The organism is Microbacterium sp. KNMS (genome assembly GCF_053851835.1).
This window is the reverse complement of the sequence record NZ_JBSQBP010000002.1, coordinates 16,946-32,556: the sequence shown is the minus strand read 5'-3', so window position 1 is coordinate 32,556 and position 15,611 is coordinate 16,946. Positions and strand designations below refer to the sequence as shown.

At 72.6% G+C, this 15,611-nt stretch carries 13 protein-coding genes and 2 tRNA genes; 6 read left to right on the top strand and 9 right to left on the bottom strand.

The genetic code is table 11. The annotated features are described in order from the left end of the window. Positions 1-37: 37 nt before the first annotated feature. The 3 genes from tig to ACWXWW_RS01410 all read right to left on the bottom strand — a co-directional run bounded on the left by tig (position 38) and on the right by ACWXWW_RS01410 (position 1,801). Entirely contained in the window at positions 38-1,486 is a 1,449-nt protein-coding gene (gene tig / locus ACWXWW_RS01420) for a trigger factor (protein ID WP_271172027.1), read from the bottom strand. Between the two features lie 70 nt (positions 1,487-1,556). Continuing rightward, positions 1,557-1,633, bottom strand: a tRNA-Pro gene (locus ACWXWW_RS01415). Positions 1,634-1,727: 94 nt separating this feature from the next. After that, positions 1,728-1,801, bottom strand: a tRNA-Gly gene (locus tag ACWXWW_RS01410). 153 nt (positions 1,802-1,954) lie between these two features. On the opposite strand from ACWXWW_RS01410, the gene ACWXWW_RS01405 reads away from it, so the two are divergent. Both ACWXWW_RS01405 and ACWXWW_RS01400 read left to right on the top strand, forming a co-directional pair. After that, on the top strand, positions 1,955-2,137 hold the full coding sequence (locus ACWXWW_RS01405) for a hypothetical protein (RefSeq protein WP_271172028.1): 183 nt from the start codon (positions 1,955-1,957) through the stop codon (positions 2,135-2,137). 47 nt (positions 2,138-2,184) lie between these two features. Next, on the top strand, positions 2,185-5,049 hold the full coding sequence (locus ACWXWW_RS01400; RefSeq protein WP_455968335.1) for a helix-turn-helix transcriptional regulator: 2,865 nt from the start codon (positions 2,185-2,187) through the stop codon (positions 5,047-5,049). On the opposite strand, the gene ACWXWW_RS01395 is transcribed toward ACWXWW_RS01400, so the two are convergent. Next, positions 5,050-5,595, bottom strand: a complete 546-nt coding sequence (locus ACWXWW_RS01395; RefSeq protein ID WP_271172030.1) for a gamma carbonic anhydrase family protein — start codon at positions 5,593-5,595, stop codon at positions 5,050-5,052. 183 nt (positions 5,596-5,778) lie between these two features. Here ACWXWW_RS01395 and ACWXWW_RS01390 point away from each other — a divergent pair, with 183 nt between their 5' ends. Continuing rightward, positions 5,779-6,264 (top strand): Dps family protein, encoded by a 486-nt coding sequence (locus ACWXWW_RS01390; RefSeq protein ID WP_271172031.1) that lies wholly within the window; start codon positions 5,779-5,781, stop codon positions 6,262-6,264. A gap of 81 nt (positions 6,265-6,345) precedes the next feature. On the opposite strand, the gene ACWXWW_RS01385 is transcribed toward ACWXWW_RS01390, so the two are convergent. From ACWXWW_RS01385 to ACWXWW_RS01370, 4 genes are read right to left on the bottom strand one after another with little or no spacing between them, the layout of a single operon-like run. Then, positions 6,346-7,860, bottom strand: coding sequence for an amidohydrolase (locus ACWXWW_RS01385; protein WP_455968543.1), 1,515 nt, complete (start codon positions 7,858-7,860; stop codon positions 6,346-6,348). Beyond that, positions 7,848-8,870 carry an Fpg/Nei family DNA glycosylase gene (locus ACWXWW_RS01380; protein WP_271172032.1) on the bottom strand — a complete coding sequence of 341 codons (1,023 nt, stop codon included), beginning with the start codon at positions 8,868-8,870 and terminating at the stop codon, positions 7,848-7,850. Before ACWXWW_RS01380 ends, ACWXWW_RS01385 begins: the two co-directional genes overlap by 13 nt. Positions 8,871-8,873: 3 nt before the next feature. Further along, complete coding sequence (locus tag ACWXWW_RS01375; RefSeq protein ID WP_271172033.1) at positions 8,874-9,371, bottom strand: ribose-5-phosphate isomerase; 498 nt, start codon at positions 9,369-9,371, stop codon at positions 8,874-8,876. Between the two features lie 41 nt (positions 9,372-9,412). After that, positions 9,413-10,615 carry a ferrochelatase gene (locus tag ACWXWW_RS01370; RefSeq protein WP_282977900.1) on the bottom strand — a complete coding sequence of 401 codons (1,203 nt, stop codon included), beginning with the start codon at positions 10,613-10,615 and terminating at the stop codon, positions 9,413-9,415. A gap of 183 nt (positions 10,616-10,798) precedes the next feature. Here ACWXWW_RS01370 and pepN point away from each other — a divergent pair, with 183 nt between their 5' ends. The 3 genes from pepN (at position 10,799) to ACWXWW_RS01355 (ending at position 14,922) form a co-directional block, all read left to right on the top strand. Next, positions 10,799-13,348, top strand: coding sequence for an aminopeptidase N (gene pepN / locus ACWXWW_RS01365; RefSeq protein WP_455968333.1), 2,550 nt, complete (start codon positions 10,799-10,801; stop codon positions 13,346-13,348). A gap of 69 nt (positions 13,349-13,417) precedes the next feature. After that, a complete protein-coding gene (locus ACWXWW_RS01360) occupies positions 13,418-14,503 on the top strand; it encodes a mechanosensitive ion channel family protein (RefSeq protein WP_455968332.1) in 1,086 nt (361 codons plus the stop codon). After that, on the top strand, positions 14,500-14,922 hold the full coding sequence (locus ACWXWW_RS01355) for a globin (RefSeq protein WP_455968330.1): 423 nt from the start codon (positions 14,500-14,502) through the stop codon (positions 14,920-14,922). The genes ACWXWW_RS01360 and ACWXWW_RS01355 overlap by 4 nt, the downstream gene beginning before the upstream one ends. 18 nt (positions 14,923-14,940) lie before the next feature. Here the strand turns inward: ACWXWW_RS01355 and ACWXWW_RS01350 are convergent, their stop codons facing one another. After that, positions 14,941-15,603, bottom strand: coding sequence for a hypothetical protein (locus ACWXWW_RS01350; protein WP_271172038.1), 663 nt, complete (start codon positions 15,601-15,603; stop codon positions 14,941-14,943). Positions 15,604-15,611: the final 8 nt, after the last annotated feature.

Below are 15,611 nucleotides of genomic sequence, written 5' to 3'. Positions count from 1 at the left end.
GTGCCGAAGCACCCGCCCTCCTCGGGATCCGCTGAGATCACTCGGCCTCGTCTGCCGCCTTCGCGGTCTTGCGCGTGCGCTTGGGCTTCTTCTCGGCCGCGGGAGCCTCCTCGGCCGGAGCCTCCTCCGCAGCGGGAGCCTCCTCGGCCGCACCAGCCTCGTCGGCCGGAGCCTCCTCCGCAGCAGCCTCTTCGGCCTCGGGCTCGTCGTCGACGGCCGCGAAGTCGCTCACGTCGACCGGGTTGCCCGCGGTGTCGACGACGGACACCTTGCCGAGGACGATCGCGATCGCCTTGTTGCGCGCGACGTCGCCCATGAGAGCCGGCAGCTGGTTGCCCTGCTGGAGCGCCTGCACGAAGTCCTGCGGCGACATGCCGTACTGGCCCGACGCCTGGATGAGGTACTGCGTGAACTCGTCCTGCGAGACCTGCACGTCGAGCTTCTCGGCGATCGCGTCGAAGAGGATCTGCGTGCGGAACTGCTTCTCGCTCGCCTCGGTCACCTCGGCGCGGTGCTCGTCGTCCTCGAGGCGGTTCTCCTGCTCGAGGTGACGGTGCACCTCGTCCTCGATGAGGCTCGCGGGAACCGGGATCTCGACCGCCTCGAGCAGCGTCTCGACGAGCTTGTCGCGCGCGGCGGAGCCCTGCGAGAACGCTCCGCGCGTCGCGGCCGTCTCCTTGAGCGACTCGCGCAGCTCGGCGATCGTGTCGAACTCGCTCGCCATCTGCGCGAAGTCGTCGTCGGCCTCGGGGAGCTCGCGCTCCTTGACGGCCTTGACGGTCACGGCGACCTCGGCCTCCTCGCCCGCGTGGTCTCCGCCCACGAGCTTGGAGCGGAACGTGGTCTCCTCGCCGGCGGTGAGCGACTCGACGGCCTCGTCGATGCCGTCGAGCAGCTCGCCCGAGCCGACCTCGTACGACACGCCCTCGGCGCGGTCGATCTCCTGGTCGTCGATCTTGGCGACGAGGTCGAGCTCGACGAAGTCGCCCTTCGCGGCCGGGCGGTCCACGGGCACGAGCGTGCCGAAGCGGGCGCGCAGGCTGTCGAGCTCCTCGTCGATCTTCGCGTCGTCGATCTCGACGGCGTCGACCGTGACGGTGAGGCCCTCGTAGGCGGGGATCTCGAACTCGGGGCGCACGTCGACCTCGACGTCGACGACGAGGTCGCCCGAGAAGTCCTTGTCGCTCGGCCACTCGACGATGTCCGCCTGCGGGCGCCCGAGGATCTTCACGTCGTTCTCGGCGACGGCGGCGCGGAAGAACCCGTCGAGGCCCTCGTTGACGGCGTGCTCGATGACCGCGCCGCGGCCGACGCGCTGGTCGATGATCGGAGCGGGAACCTTGCCCTTGCGGAAGCCGGGGACCTGCACGTCGCGCGCGATGTGCTCGTACGCGTGCTGGATGCTCGGCTTGAGGTCTTCGGGGCTGACCGTGATGTGAAGCTTCACCCGCGTCGGGCTGAGCTTCTCGACGGTGCTGTTCACCATGCTGGTTCGTTTCTCCTTGTGACGGACCCGCACGCCGGTCGCGACGCGGGCTGAGGTCTGGATGGGCCGTTGGTCGGGGCGACAGGATTTGAACCTGCGGCCTCCCGCTCCCAAAGCGGGCGCTCTACCAAGCTGAGCTACGCCCCGCGGATATCCCCGCGCACGGGAACACGAAACGGCCTCGGAAAGTCTAGCCGACCGATCGGGCGGGACTCGCCACCCGGGGCGGCGAGAGAGGAGATGGAGGGGATGACGGGAATCGAACCCGCGTGACCAGTTTGGAAGACTGGGGCTCTACCATTGAGCTACATCCCCGGAACTGCGTCCGGCAGCGTGAACGATCCTATCCCACGCGCGCACGTGCTTCCGACACGGCACGGTCTGAGGTACCTCATCCGGCTCGTCCGGCCCCGGGAATACGGCGTTCTGCCGATGCTCCGGCGCCGCCTCAGGGACGACCGTGGAGTCATGTTCATCGATCCTCTCCACAGCCTCTCCGTCCACCGCGCCGAGATCGAGGAGGCCGAGCGCCGTGCGGCTCGCGAGCGCTCGATCCGCGAGCGACTCGAGGCCGACGCCGCACAGGGCGATCGGATCCCGACTCGGCGAGCATCCCGGGCGCGTCGACTCCTCCCGCGCCTCTCGTCGTGACGTCCGCCGTCCGCCGCGATGTCGACGGTCCGTGTGATGATGACGCGGTGACGATCAGGACCAGTCCGCGCACGGTCGGGCGCGAGAGCGAGCACGCTCAGCTCGTCGCGCTCTTCGAGGCCGCCGAGCGCGGCGAGCCCGCGCTCGCGCTCGTCTCGGGCGAGGCCGGCATCGGCAAGTCGCGGCTCGTCTCCGATCTCGCGGCCGCGGTCGGCGGCCGCGCGCGCGTCCTCGTGGGCCACTGCGTCGACCTCGGTCGCGTCGGCGAGGCGTACACGCCCTTCACCGCCGCGCTGCGGGTGCTCATCGCCGACCTCGGCGTCGACCGCGTGCGCGAGCTGGCGGGCCCCGGGGCCGCCGCCCTCTCGGGCATGGCGCCCGCGCTCGCGAGCGAGGCGGAGCCGACCGGCCAGCAGCCCTACGAGGCGCTCGCCCATCTGCTCGAGACCGCGAGCCGCGAGCGCCCGGTTGTGCTCGTCCTCGAGGACGTGCACTGGATGGACAGGGCGAGCCTCGGCGTGCTCGCCTACCTCGCGCGGGTCTCGCTCGACGCCCGTCTGCTCGTCGTGGCCACGTACCGGCCCGAGGACATCGGCCGCACGCACCCCGCGCGCGATCTGCTCGGCGAGCTGGCGCGCAGCCGCGCCACGACGCGCGTCGAGCTGGGCCGCCTGGACCGCGAGAACGTCCGCGCGCTCGTCGGCGAGCTGACCGGCACGGCGGTCGCGGGGCCGCAGCTCGACGCGATCGCCGCCCGCAGCGACGGCGTGCCCTTCTATCTCGAGGAGCTCGTCGCCGTGGAGGGCTGCGACGACGAGCGCGCCCTCCCCGGCGGCCTGCGGAGCCTGCTGCTCGCGCGGTACGAGCGGCTGTCCGATCCGGCACGAGCGCTTGCGCGCGCTCTCTCGGTCGGCGGGCTGTCCGTCGCGCACGCGCTCCTCGAGAGGGTCGACGGCCTCGACGCGACCGCGCGCGACGCCGCCCTCCGCGAGGCCCTCGACGCGGGCCTCCTCGTCCTCACGGACGACGGCTACGCGTTCCGGCACGCGCTCGTGCGCGAGGCCATCCTCGAGGACGCCCTCCCCGGCGAGCGCGAGCGGCTCCACGAGCGCTACGCCGAGGCGCTCGAGGAGCGTGCCGCATCCGGCGCGCGCGTGGCAGCGGCCGTCGCGCACCACCTGGCGTCGACGCGAGACGCCGCGCGGGCGTTCCCCGCCTCGATCCGCGCGATGCAGGAGGCGCGGGCGAGCTCCGCCTACGCGTCCGCCGCACAGCACGCCGAGCAGGCGCTCGCGATGTGGGATGCCGTGCCCGACGCCGAGAGCACGGCCGGGATGCCGTGGCTCGAGCTCATGGGGAGGGCCGCGACGTACCTCCGCAACGCCGGCGAGACCGAGCGCAGCATCGCCGTGTCGCGCTCCGCGCTGGCCGCGTGCCCTCCCGACTCCATCCACCACGTCCGCCTCACGCGCAATCTCGCGCGCGCCCTCTCCAACGCGGCCCGTCCGGGCTCCATCGAGGCGTATCGCGACGCCCTCGCGACCGTCGAGCGGATCGGCGGGCACGAGGAGCTGCGCGTCGATCTGCTCATCTCCCTCGCCGGGCGGCTCATGCTGGCCGGCGAGCGCGCCGATGCCCGCCGCCTGGCTCTCGAGGGCGCCGCCGTCGCGGAGCGGCTCGGAGCGACCGCGCTCGTCTCGAACGCGATGAACGTCGCCGGGCTCTGCCTCGCGCACGGCGGCGACCTCGCAGCGGGGTGGGCCGAGCTCGAGCAGGCACGGCAGCTGGCAGGCGACGATCGCGCCGCGCGCCTGCGGTACTGGGTCAACGCGTCGGATCTCGCGCAGCGGGCCGGAGACCCGGAGCGCGCGCTCGAACTCGCCCGGCTCGGGATGGCCGAGGCTCAGGCCTACGGCCTCGAGCGCACCTCGGGCACCGTCCTCGCGTCGAACGCCGCCGACCCGCTCGCGAGCCTCGGCCGGTGGGACGAGGTCGACGCCCTCATCGACCGCGCTCTGGCCGCCTCGCCCCCGTCGGTCAACGTGACGTACCTCGCGGTCGTCCGCGCGTGGTCCCTCGTCTGGCGGGGCGATCTCGCCGCCGCGGCCGCGACGCTCGAACCGCACCGAGCCGTGCTCCGCTCGACCGCCGAGAACGAGATCCAGGCCCTCCTCACCGTGGCGCGCGTCGACATGGAGCTCGCGCTCGCGGACGGGCGGCCCGAGGTCGCGTGGGACGCGGCCGCGGGCGTGCGGGCCGTGCCCGTGGAGCGACTCGCGCTGAACTCGGGCAACGCGGTGCCCCTGGCCTGGTCGTTCGCCCGCGTCGCGCGCCTGGCCGGGAGGCGCGGCGGACACGCGTTCGGGCAGGAGGCTGGCCGGCTCGCCGAGCGCCTGATCGACCAGTTCGCGGGCTGGCCGACGCACGGCGTGTGGAGTGCGCTCACCCGCGCCGAGCTCGCCGACGACGAGCCGTCATGGCGCGCGGCCGCGGCAGCAGCGGAGGGCCGCGAGGCGCCGGTCGGGCTGCTGCCCTACGCGCTCGCCCAGCAGGTGCGGGCACGGGTCGAGGCCGGAGACCGCGCGGGCGCCCGGGCTCTCGTGCCGTCCGCACGCGCGGCCGCGCGCGAACGCGGCGTCCTCGGCGTCCTGCGCGACCTGGATGCACTGGCCGACGAGGCCGGTCTCCAGGGACGCGACGGGCACGCCGATCCGGTGCTCACGGCGCGCGAGCTCCAGGTCCTCGAGCTCGTCGCCGAGGGCCTCAGCAACGGCCAGATCGGGCAGCGCCTGTTCATCAGCACGAAGACCGTCAGCGTGCACGTCTCCGCGATCCTCCGCAAGCTCGGAGCGGCGACGCGCACGGAGGCCGCACACCGGGCGGCCGACCTCCCCGGCGCGACCGCGCCCTGATCAGCGCTCGCCGTCGCGGAGCGCCGCCTCGTGGCGCGCCGCGTGCGCGAGGTAGTTCTCGGCGTTTCGGAGGAGTCCGGCGACCTCCTCGTCCGTGAGTGCGCGGCGGACCTTCGCGGGCACTCCCGCGACGAGACTCCGCGGTGGCACGACCGTGCCCTCGAGCACGACCGCTCCCCCGGCGACGAGGCACTCGGCCCCGATCTCGGCGCCCTGCAGCACGACGGCGCCCATGCCGATGAGCGACCGGTCGCCGATGCGGCAGCCGTGCACCACGGCGTTGTGCCCGACCGACACGTCGTCGCCGATCTCGGTGTCGAAGCCGCCGCCGACGTGCACCGAGACGCTGTCCTGGAGGTTGCTGCGCGCGCCCACGCGGATGGCGCCGGTGTCGCCCCGGAGGACAGCGTTGTACCAGACGCTCGTCTGAGGGCCGAGCACGACGTCGCCGACGACGCGCGCTCCGTCGGCGAGGAACGCATCGGGCGGGACGACCGGCCGCACGCCGTCGAGAGGCAGGACCGTGGCACGGGGCGAGACGCTCATGGTCCGACGATACGTCCGCGCGCGCCCTCTCGCTTTCGATGCCAGGTTCGGCAAGCCTAACTTTCGCCCGATCATCTGCGATTTAGCCGAGCCTCTGCTTGCTTGCGGAATGCCAGCCGACGAGTAGCGTTGTCCTCAGCGACAGGGCGCGACACGCGCCCGGCAAGACGAAGGAGAATCCTCATGAGCGACGCACAGACCATCTCCGCGACCGCCGCCGACCCGACCGTCGCCGCCGGCTCGGCCCAGTTCCTCTCTCCCGTCGTCCTCGGCCTCCAGGCTCTCGGCGTCAACGGCAAGCAGGCGCACTGGCACGTGCGCGGCGCCAACTTCATCGGCGTGCACGAGTTCCTCGACACGCTCGTCGACCACGTGCAGGAGTGGGCGGACCTCGCCGCCGAGCGCATCGTGGCCCTGGGCCTCCCCATCGACGCGCGCCTCGCCGCCGTCGCCGGCAAGGTCCCGACCACCGGCGCGCCCGCGGGCTTCGCCCAGTCGGACGCCGTCATCCGCGGCATCGTCTCCGACATCGACGCCGTTCTGGCCGACCTCCAGGCCGCCATCGACGGTCTCGACGAGGTCGACCTCACGAGCCAGGACGTCGCCATCGAGATCAAGGCGGGCCTCGAGAAGGACCGCTGGTTCCTGGTGGCGCACATCGCCGAGTGACCCTCGCTCTCCTCGTCAGAAGGCCTCGCTCCGCTCGGAGCGAGGCCTTCGACGTGTCACGGCGCGGTGGCGCGCGGCTCCCTAGCCGAGGTGCGTGAGGCGCCCGTCGACGAGGGTCGCGTGCACCGGCATGGCACGCAGCGCGTCGGCTCCCGCCGTCAGCGGGTCGTGCCCGACGAGTGCCAGGTCAGCCGGCTCGCCGGGGAGGACCCGCGCCGGATCCGCCGTGCCGCCGTCGGTCGAGGCGGCGAGGGCCGTGCGGGCGTCGAGAGCCTGATCGACCCGCCAGGGCTCGCTCGCGTCGCGGACGCGGAAGACCGCGGCGGCCATCTGGACCCACGGGTCGAGGGGCGAGACCGGCGCGTCGGACCCGAGCAGCAGGCAGGCTCCGGCCTCGACCAGCTCGCGGAGCGGATAGGCGACCGCCGTCTGCGCAGCCCACTCGACGCCGGCGAGCTCGCGATCGTCGAGGGCATGCTCGGGCTGCACGCTGGCCTCGACGCCGAGGCGGGCGAACCGCGCGATGTCGGTGCGCGCGACGAGCTGGACGTGCTCGATGCGCCCGGGCACGTCGGCGGCCGCGAACGCGTCGAGCGCGTGCCGGGCCGCGACGTCTCCGATCGCGTGGATCGTCGTCGCGATGCCCGCGCTCGCGGCGCGCGCGACGAGCTCGATGAGCGCGCGCGGCTCGACGTTCAGGCGCCCGCGGCTGACGCCGTCGGCGTACGGGGCGCTCGTCGCGGCTGTCCGCGTGCCGAGCGACCCGTCGGAGATGACCTTGAGCATCCCGAAGGACACGCGGTCCGACCCGTCGAGCGCCTCGCCGGTCGACAGCCCCTCCGCGATCGCCCGGTCCAGGTCGTCGGGATACACGTCGAAGCGCACCCGGACGCGCTCGTCGCCCCGCGCCATCCGCCGTCGCCACCGATCGGCGTTCCACCCGATCTCGAGGTCCTGCACGCCGACGATGCCTCTCGCGGCGGCGGCCGCGAGCATCCGGTCCAGCGCGGCGTCCTCGTCCTCCGGGGCAAGCTGCTTGAGACGCTGCTCGACGAGGAAGGCGGCGCCCTCGCGCACGAGACCCGCGGCGTCGGCCGCGAGGCCCTCACGCCGCGCGGCGGCCGAGTTCAGCCAGACGCCGTGGAGATCGGAGCTCACGAGATAGGTCGGGATGTCGCCGGTCACCTCGTCGAGGAGGCCCAGGTCGGCGGCATCCGTCCAGAGGCCGTCACGCAGGCGCGCGACGACCCGGCGCCCGTCTGCTCGGACCGGGGCGGCCGCGGCCGCGCGCGCGGCCTCCTCGGCGGACGCGGCGTGCTCGACCGACGGCGTGCCCTGCGCGAGCGCGCACTCGAGCGTGTGCACGTGATGGTCCCAGAGGCCGGGGACGAGCCATCCGCCCGCGCCGTCGAGCACCGCGCCGCTTCGGCGGATCGCGCCAGCGGGCGCGATGTCGGCGATCCGTCCGTCCGCGAGCCACACGTCGTACACGCCGTCGACGTCGTACTCGGGGTGGGCGAGCAGCTCGCGCCCCTCGCCCCCGATGCGGACATCCGCGATGACGTCGACCCGGTCGCCTCGGCTCAGCGCTGGCATGCCGGGCACCAGTAGAGCTTGCGCGCCTGCATCTCCTCGAGCACGATCTCCGTGCCGCAGACCCGGCAGGGCAGGCCCGCGCGGTGGTAGACCCAGTGGCGGTCGTCCCTGCTCGCCATCGCGCGACGCCAGGCGTCGCCCTCGAGCCCGTCCATGGTCATCATCTGCCCCGTCTCGACGCCGATGCGCAGGAGCACGACCCAGTCGCGCCACAGCCCGCGCACCGTCTCCTCGGGGATGTCCTTGCCCGGCGTGTGCGGGTCGAGCCCCGCGCGGAAGAGCATCTCAGCGCGGTAGACGTTGCCGATGCCGCTCACGACCGACTGGTCCATGAGCAGCTGGCCGATCGCGACATTCCGGCGGCGGACCGCCGCGAGGAAGCGCTCCTCGCCCTCACCGACGTCGCCGACGAGCGGATCGGGGCCGAGCTTGGCGATCACGCGGGCGATCTCGTCCGGCCGCTGCACGACGCATGCGGTGGGTCCGCGGAGGTCCGCGCAGGTCGTCTCCGTGAGGAGGCGGACGCGCACCTGGCCGACGACGGGCGGCGGCCACTCGGCGTCGGAGGCGGCCAGACCGTCCGGCTCGTCGAGCCCTCGCGTCTGCTCGGACATCCGCACGTGCACGCGCGTGCGACGCGGGGCGCCGATCGACGCGAGGGAGTTCTCGCCGGCGTCGTCGAACACGCGGTCGGCGTCGGAGAGGTCGGTGCCGCGCTGATTCGTCTGCCCCATCCGCCCGTTCGCGGACGCGATCGTCGGGTCGACGAGGATCTCGCCGGCGAAGTCCCACGCTCCGTACAGGCCGAGGTGCACGCGCAGCCAGACATCCTCGTCGAACTCGAGGAACATCTGCTTGCCGACCGCCTCGGCGCGCGTCATCGTGCGGCCGTCGAGGATGGCCGCACCCTCCGCGAAGCGCCCCTGCGGGCTCGTCGCCCCGACCGGGCGGCCGACGAAGTTGCGCGCGAACTGCCGCGCGATCCGGTGGACGGAATGACCCTCGGGCATCCGCTAGGACATCGTGCGCGGAGCGGGCCCGTCGACGAGGGCGCCGTCGCGCTCGTAGGCGCCGATCTGCGCGATCCGGCGGACGTGACGCTCGTCGTTCGAGAACGGCGTCTGGATGAAGCGGTCGATGAAGCGCGTGACGTCCTCGAACGTGTGCTGGCGCGCGCCGATGGCGATGACGTTCGCGTCGTTGTGCTCGCGCGCGAGCTCGGCGGTCGAGAGGTTCCACACGAGCGCCGCGCGGATGCCCTCGACCTTGTTCGCCGCGATCTGCTCGCCGTTGCCCGAGCCGCCGAAGACGACGCCGAGGGCGGGGACGCCGGCGCGCTGGTCGTCGACGACCGCCTGCGCCGCGCGGATGCAGAACGCGGGGTAGTCGTCGAGCGGGTCGTACTCGACCGGCCCGTGGTCGATGACCTCGTGGCCCTGGGAGGCGAGGTGGTGCTGCAGCTGGGTCGAGAACTCGAGACCCGCGTGATCGGTCGCGATGTGGATGCGCATGGAGACGATTCTCCCCTACCTGCGAGGGTGCCCGTGCACGGTCAGGGCGCGACGCCCGCCGCGGCGGGCAGGAAGCCCAGCCGCGCGTTCTCGCAGTCGCCGGGGCGCGCCACGTCGTACCAGGGCCCCAGGTCGGTCAGGTGCGGCCGCTCGCTCGCGGGCGTTCCGTGCAGGCGCTCCTCCACGAGGTCGACGAGGCCCGCCACGAACGCCGGATGCGTGCCGGGCGTGCGGGTGCGGACCGCGCGGATGCCGGCCTCCGCGGCCGACGCCATCGCCTCGTTGTCGAGGTCCCAGAGGACCTCCATGTGGTCGCTCACGAAGCCGAGCGGCACGATCGCGACAGCCTCGACACCCTGCGCGGGCAGCCCGGCGATCACGTCGTTGACGTCGGGCTCGAGCCACGGCTGCGACGCGGGGCCCGATCGCGACTGGAAGACGAGGTCCCATCCGGTCCCCGCTGCGGCCGGGATCTCGTCGGCGAGGCGCTGCATGATGTGCGCCGCCACGGCCCGGTGCTGCGCCGCGTACGCTCCGCCCTCGGGCCAGGAGCGGTCGCGCGGACCGGAGCGGTCGGCGTCGGCGGTCGGGATCGAGTGCGTTGAGAACAGCACGCGCACCGCCCCGGCGCCCACGCCGTCCGCGAGGAACCCGGCGACAGCGTCGCGCACACCCTCGTAAAAGGGCTCGACGAAGCCGGGGTGGTCGAAGAACAGGCGCACCTTGTCGATCGTCACGGGGTCGTCCCCCGTTCCCAGGCCCGTCTCGGCGAGGACGCGCGCGTAGTCCTCGCGGTACTGACGGTCGCTCGAGTACGAGCTGTAGGCGCTCGTGGCGATCGCGAGCAGGGTGCGGTGTCCGTCGGCGTGAGCGGCCCGAACGGCGTCATCGAGGTACGGCGCCCAGTTGCGGTTGCCCCAGTAGACCGGCAGGTCGAGGCCCCGCCGGGCGATCTCGGCCTCCAGCGCGGCCTTGAGCGCGCGGTTCTGGGCGTTGATCGGGCTCACGCCGCCGAAGTGGCGGTAGTGGACGGCGACCTCCTCGAGACGCTCGTCGGGGATCCCCCTGCCGTGCGTCACGTTGCGCAGGAAGGGGATGACGTCGTCCTGCCCCTCGGGGCCGCCGAAGCTCGAGAGCACGATCGCGTCGTAGGCGACGGGGACCTCGACGAACGGGTCTCCCCCGGCCGCGGCCGGGGAGGCGAAGGGGACCGCTGACTGCGTCGGGGTGCTGCTCGTCGTCACCCCTCCATCTTCGCACCCGCGTAGAAATCAGGGTGTTCAGGCGGCGTTCAGGGTCCCGTCACGGGCGGTCCCGCCGCGATTCCCGCGAGCGGAGCCCGTCGAGCACGTAGGCTGTTCAGGTTGCCGCAGGCGTCACCCGCGCGCCCGGAGATCTTTCGTCCCCTACCCCATGGGAGTGAAACAGTGCCTGGAGAGAACCTCACCCGCGTCGAGGCGCAGGAGCGCCGCGCGATCGTCGAGACGCAGACGTACGAGATCGCGCTCGACCTGACCAAGGGCGCAGAGGTGTTCGGATCGCGCAGCGTGGTGCGATTCGCCGCGACGCCGGGAGCGAGCACCTTCATCGACCTCATCGCGCGAGACGTGCGGGAGATCACCCTGAACGGCCGCGAGATCGACCCGTCATCCGCCTACGCCGACGCGCGCATCCGACTCGACGACCTGGAGGCCGAGAACGAGCTCGTCGTCGACGCCGACTGCCTGTACACGAACACGGGCGAGGGCCTCCACCGCTTCGTCGACCCCGTCGACGGCGAGGTGTACCTCTACTCCCAGTTCGAGGTGCCGGACTCGCGGCGCGTCTTCGCGGTGTTCGAGCAGCCCGACCTCAAGGCGACGTTCCAGTTCACGGTGACCGCGCCGGCGTCGTGGAAGGTCGTGTCGAACCAGCCCACGCCCGAGCCCATCCCGCACGACGACGGCGTCAACGCGACGTGGGGCTTCGAGCCCACCCCGCGCATCTCGTCCTACATCACGGCGCTCATCGCGGGCCCGTACGAGGAGACCCGCTCGGAGCTGACGTCGGCGTCCGGCCGCGTCATCCCGCTGGGCATCTTCGCCCGCAAGAGCCTGTGGCAGCACATGGACGCCGACTACGTCTTCGAGAAGACCCGTCAGGGCTTCGCGTACTTTGAGGAGAAGTTCGGATACCCGTACCCGTTCGCGAAGTACGACCAGCTCTTCGTCCCCGAGTTCAACGCGGGCGCGATGGAGAACGCGGGAGCGGTCACCTTCACCGAGACGTACGTGTTCCGCAGCAAGGTCACCGACGCCGTGAGGGAGCGTCGCGTCGTCACGATCCTGCACGAGCTGGCCCACATGTGGTTCGGCGACCTCGTGACCATGAAGTGGTGGAACGACCTGTGGCTCAACGAGTCGTTCGCCGAGTGGGCGTCGACGATCGCCACGGCCGAGGCCACCGAGTGGACCGAGGCGTGGACGACGTTCAACGCCATGGAGAAGACCTGGGCGTACCGCCAGGATCAGCTCCCCTCGACGCATCCGATCGTCGCCGAGATCAACGACCTCGAGGATGTCCAGGTCAACTTCGACGGGATCACGTACGCCAAGGGCGGCTCCGTCCTCAAGCAGCTGGCCGCGTGGGTCGGCATCGACGCGTTCTTCCAGGGCGTCGGCGCCTACTTCCAGAAGCACGCGTACGGGAACACCACCCTCTCCGACCTCCTCGTCGAGCTCGAGAAGACGAGCGGCCGCGACCTCGCCCCGTGGTCTCGCAAGTGGCTCGAGACGGCAGGCGTCAACACGCTCTCCCCCGTCGTCGACGACGACCACGACGGCCGCATCACGCGCTTCGCGATCACGCAGACGGCCCCGGCGGACTACCCGACCATCCGCCCGCACCGCCTCGGCATCGGCTTCTACGACCTGCAGGACGGCGCCCTGACGCGCACGCACAGCGTCGAGATCGACGTGGACGGCGACCTCACCGAGGTGCCGCAGCTCAAGGGCATGCGCCGCCCCGCCCTCGTCCTCCTCAACGACGGAGACCTCGCCTACGCGAAGATCCGCCTCGACGACCGCAGCCTCGCGACGGCGATCGACCACCTCGCCGACATCGCGGACCCGCTCGCGCGCTCGCTCGTCTGGGGCGCCGCGTGGGATCAGACGCGCGACGCCGAGACCGCAGCGAGCGACTACGTCGACCTCGTCCTGCGCAACATCGGCCGCGAGACCGAGTCGACGACCATCCGCACGACCCTCGCGCAGCTCCAGCTCGCGGCGAACAGCTACGTCGCGCCCGAGACGCGCACCGAGACGCGCCGCAAGGTCGCCGACGGCCTCTGGGCGCTCCTGCAGGACGCCGAGCCCGGCAGCGACCTCCAGCTGCAGCTGACGACGGCCTTCGCCTCCGCCGCCTCCGAGCCCGCGCACTGGGATCGGGTCCGCGCGCTGCGCGACGGCGAGATCGTTCTCGAGGGGCTCGAGATCGACACCGACCTCTCGTGGCAGCTGCTCGTCTCGCTCGCGGCCGGCGGCCGCGCCGACGACGCGGCGATCGACGCGGCACTGGCCGCCGACAACACGGCCAAGGGCGCCGAGTCCGCTGCCCAGGCGCGCGCCGCGCTCCCGACTGCCGAGGGGAAGGCCGCCGCGTGGGCGTCGCTCATCGACAGCGACGCGCTTCCCAACATCGTCATCCGCTCGGCGGCGCTCGGGTTCGTCCACCCCGCGACGCGCGACCAGCTCGAGCCGTTCGTCGAGAAGTACTTCGAGATGCTGATCCCCGTGTGGGAGTCCCGCACGTTCCAGATCGCGTCGTACCTCATCGAGCTGCTGTACCCCGCGCCGCTCGCGAACGCCGACCTGCGCAAGGCGACGCGCGCGTGGCTCGGCGAGCACGCCGATGCGCCGGCCGCGCTGCGCCGGATCGTCGCCGAGAACCTCGCCGGCGTCGAGCGCGCGATCGCCGCGCAGGAGCGCGACGCCGAGTAGCCCCCGCTCACAGCGAGCCCCGGTGCGATCCAGAGGATCCACCGGGGCTCGCGCCGTACGATCGAGGTGATGATGAAGACCGAGACAGCGGACGTGACCGACCTCAGCTGGTGGCAGGAGCGCCTCGTCGAGCTGGGGCAGTTCGGCTGGCTCCTCGTGCGGGCCGCCATCGCCGTCGCGGCGTGCGTGATCGTCGCGTGGATCCTCCGCCTCGTCATCCGACGCGTCGTGAAGCGCATCGTCGAGGGCGCGAAGAGCAAGGCGAAGGTCGACGACACGCGCGCGCTCGAGCGGTCGCCGCTCGCATCCGTGCGCGTCGTGCAGCGCACGCGCACGCTCGGCTCGATCCTCACGAACGTCGTCAACATCGCGATGGTCGTCGTCGCGCTCGTCCTCGTCGCCTCGATCCTCGTGCCGGACGTGCTGGCGTCGCTCTCGCTGCTCACCGCCGCCGTCGGCGCGGGCCTCGGCTTCGGCGCGCAGAACATCGTCAAGGACGTCCTCAACGGCATCTTCATCGTCGCGGAGGACCAGATCGGCATCGGCGACGTCGTCGACCTCGGCCTCGCGACCGGTGTCGTGGAGTTCGTCAGCGTGCGCATCACGCACGTCCGCGACGTCAACGGGGTGCTCTGGTACGTCCGCAACGGCGAGATCACGCGCATCGGCAACATGACCCAGGGATGGTCGCGGGTCGTCCTCGACCTGACCCTCCCGAAGGACATCGTGATCGAGGATGTCGAGAGCCTCATCGCCGACACCTCGCTCGGACTCGCGCACGATCCGCGCTGGCGCTCGCGCGTCATCGGCGAGCCGGAGGTCTGGGGCCTCGAGTCGCTCGAGGGCGAGACCCTCGTCGTCCGCCTCGTGATCAAGGCCAAGCCGACCGCGAAGGACGACGTCGCGCGCGAGCTGCGCGAGCGCCTGCGCGCGGTCCTCCTCACCGAGGGCATCGACGTCACGGGCATCGCCCGCGCGACGCTCGAGGGCGCGGAGGGCGCCCTCCGCGTGCGCGGGGCGAACCCGCCGACGATCACGAGCGAGCTCCCCGAGAGGCCGACGTGGCGACCGCGACCGCGCGACGAGAAGAGCCCGACGGCGCCCGCGGGACGCCAGGAGGGCGGACAGGACGAGGAAGAGGGAGCCGACACGTGAGCGAGCCGAAGAGCCTGCGCCCCCTCGGCGTGGGGACGTTCTACGACCAGGTCGGCGGGCGCCCGACGTTCCAGAGGCTCGTCGCCGCCTTCTACCGCGGCGTCGCGGACGACGAGGTGCTGAAGCCGATGTACCCCGAGGAGGACCTGGGCCCCGCCGAGGAGCGCCTGCTGCTCTTCCTCGAGCAGTACTGGGGCGGTCCGACGACGTACAGCGAGACCCGCGGCCACCCGCGCCTGCGCATGCGCCACGTCGGGTTCCACATCGACCCCGAGGCGCGCGACCGATGGCTGGCCCACATGCGCGCAGCCGTCGACGAGCTCGGCCTGTCGCCTGTCCACGAGGCGACGCTCTGGGACTACCTCGAGCGCGCCGCGCACGCCATGGTGAACACGTTCGAGCCCCAGCCCGGACGCTGACGGGTCAGCGCTCTCGGGTCAGCGCGCGCCCGTCTCCCGAACCGGCGTGAGGCCGACCGCCGCGGGCCCGCGGGTGAGGATGTGACCGCGCTCGAGCGTCACGCGGGTCCAGCGGCCCGCGGTCGACACGCGCGCCTCCTCCTCGCCGCCGATGAACCCGAACGAGAACGCGGCGAACGCGACGCCCCGCGGCAGACCGCCGAGCTCCTCGTCCGGCTCGCCCCAGACGCTGCCGCGCACCTGGCGGACGACGTCCTCCCCCGGCTGATCCGGGAGCGCATGCGCGACCGCGGCGATGCCCCACTGCGCGCGGCTCGCGAGCGACGCGGCGGCGATGCCGCCCGTGCGGGTCCAGCCGCCGCGAGGCGGCGACACCCCTGCCCACGCGGGCGCGAGCGCGGTGTCGGGCAGCGCGAGGGCGCGGGGGTCCTCGGTCTCCGTGAGCGACGCCACGGTGAGGTCGCACTGCAGCTCGGGATCGGCTCGCAGGACCCGCATCGCGAGGACGGTCGGCGTGCGGTCGAGCAGTCCCTGAGGCGCCAGCGCGGCCGAGGACATGACGAGGACGCCCTCCGACGCCTGCAGCCGGACGCCCTCGTCCCCGATGCGGGAAGCGCGACCGGCGAAGGTCAGCGCATCGCGGGCGGTCTGGTCGTCGGCGAGCACGAGGCGAGCGGTCACCCGCTCTA

Coding starts and splice junctions, on each gene's coding strand:
- ACWXWW_RS01405 (WP_271172028.1), top strand. CDS start 1,955: ATGTTCATCGATCCTCTCCACAGCCTCTCCGTCCACCGCGCCGAGATC.
- ACWXWW_RS01380 (WP_271172032.1), bottom strand. CDS start 8,870: ATGCCCGAGGGTCATTCCGTCCACCGGATCGCGCGGCAGTTCGCGCGC.
- ACWXWW_RS01385 (WP_455968543.1), bottom strand. CDS start 7,860: ATGCCAGCGCTGAGCCGAGGCGACCGGGTCGACGTCATCGCGGATGTC.
- ACWXWW_RS01360 (WP_455968332.1), top strand. CDS start 13,418: ATGATGAAGACCGAGACAGCGGACGTGACCGACCTCAGCTGGTGGCAG.
- tig (WP_271172027.1), bottom strand. CDS start 1,486: ATGGTGAACAGCACCGTCGAGAAGCTCAGCCCGACGCGGGTGAAGCTT.
- ACWXWW_RS01390 (WP_271172031.1), top strand. CDS start 5,779: ATGAGCGACGCACAGACCATCTCCGCGACCGCCGCCGACCCGACCGTC.
- ACWXWW_RS01375 (WP_271172033.1), bottom strand. CDS start 9,371: ATGCGCATCCACATCGCGACCGATCACGCGGGTCTCGAGTTCTCGACC.
- ACWXWW_RS01395 (WP_271172030.1), bottom strand. CDS start 5,595: ATGAGCGTCTCGCCCCGTGCCACGGTCCTGCCTCTCGACGGCGTGCGG.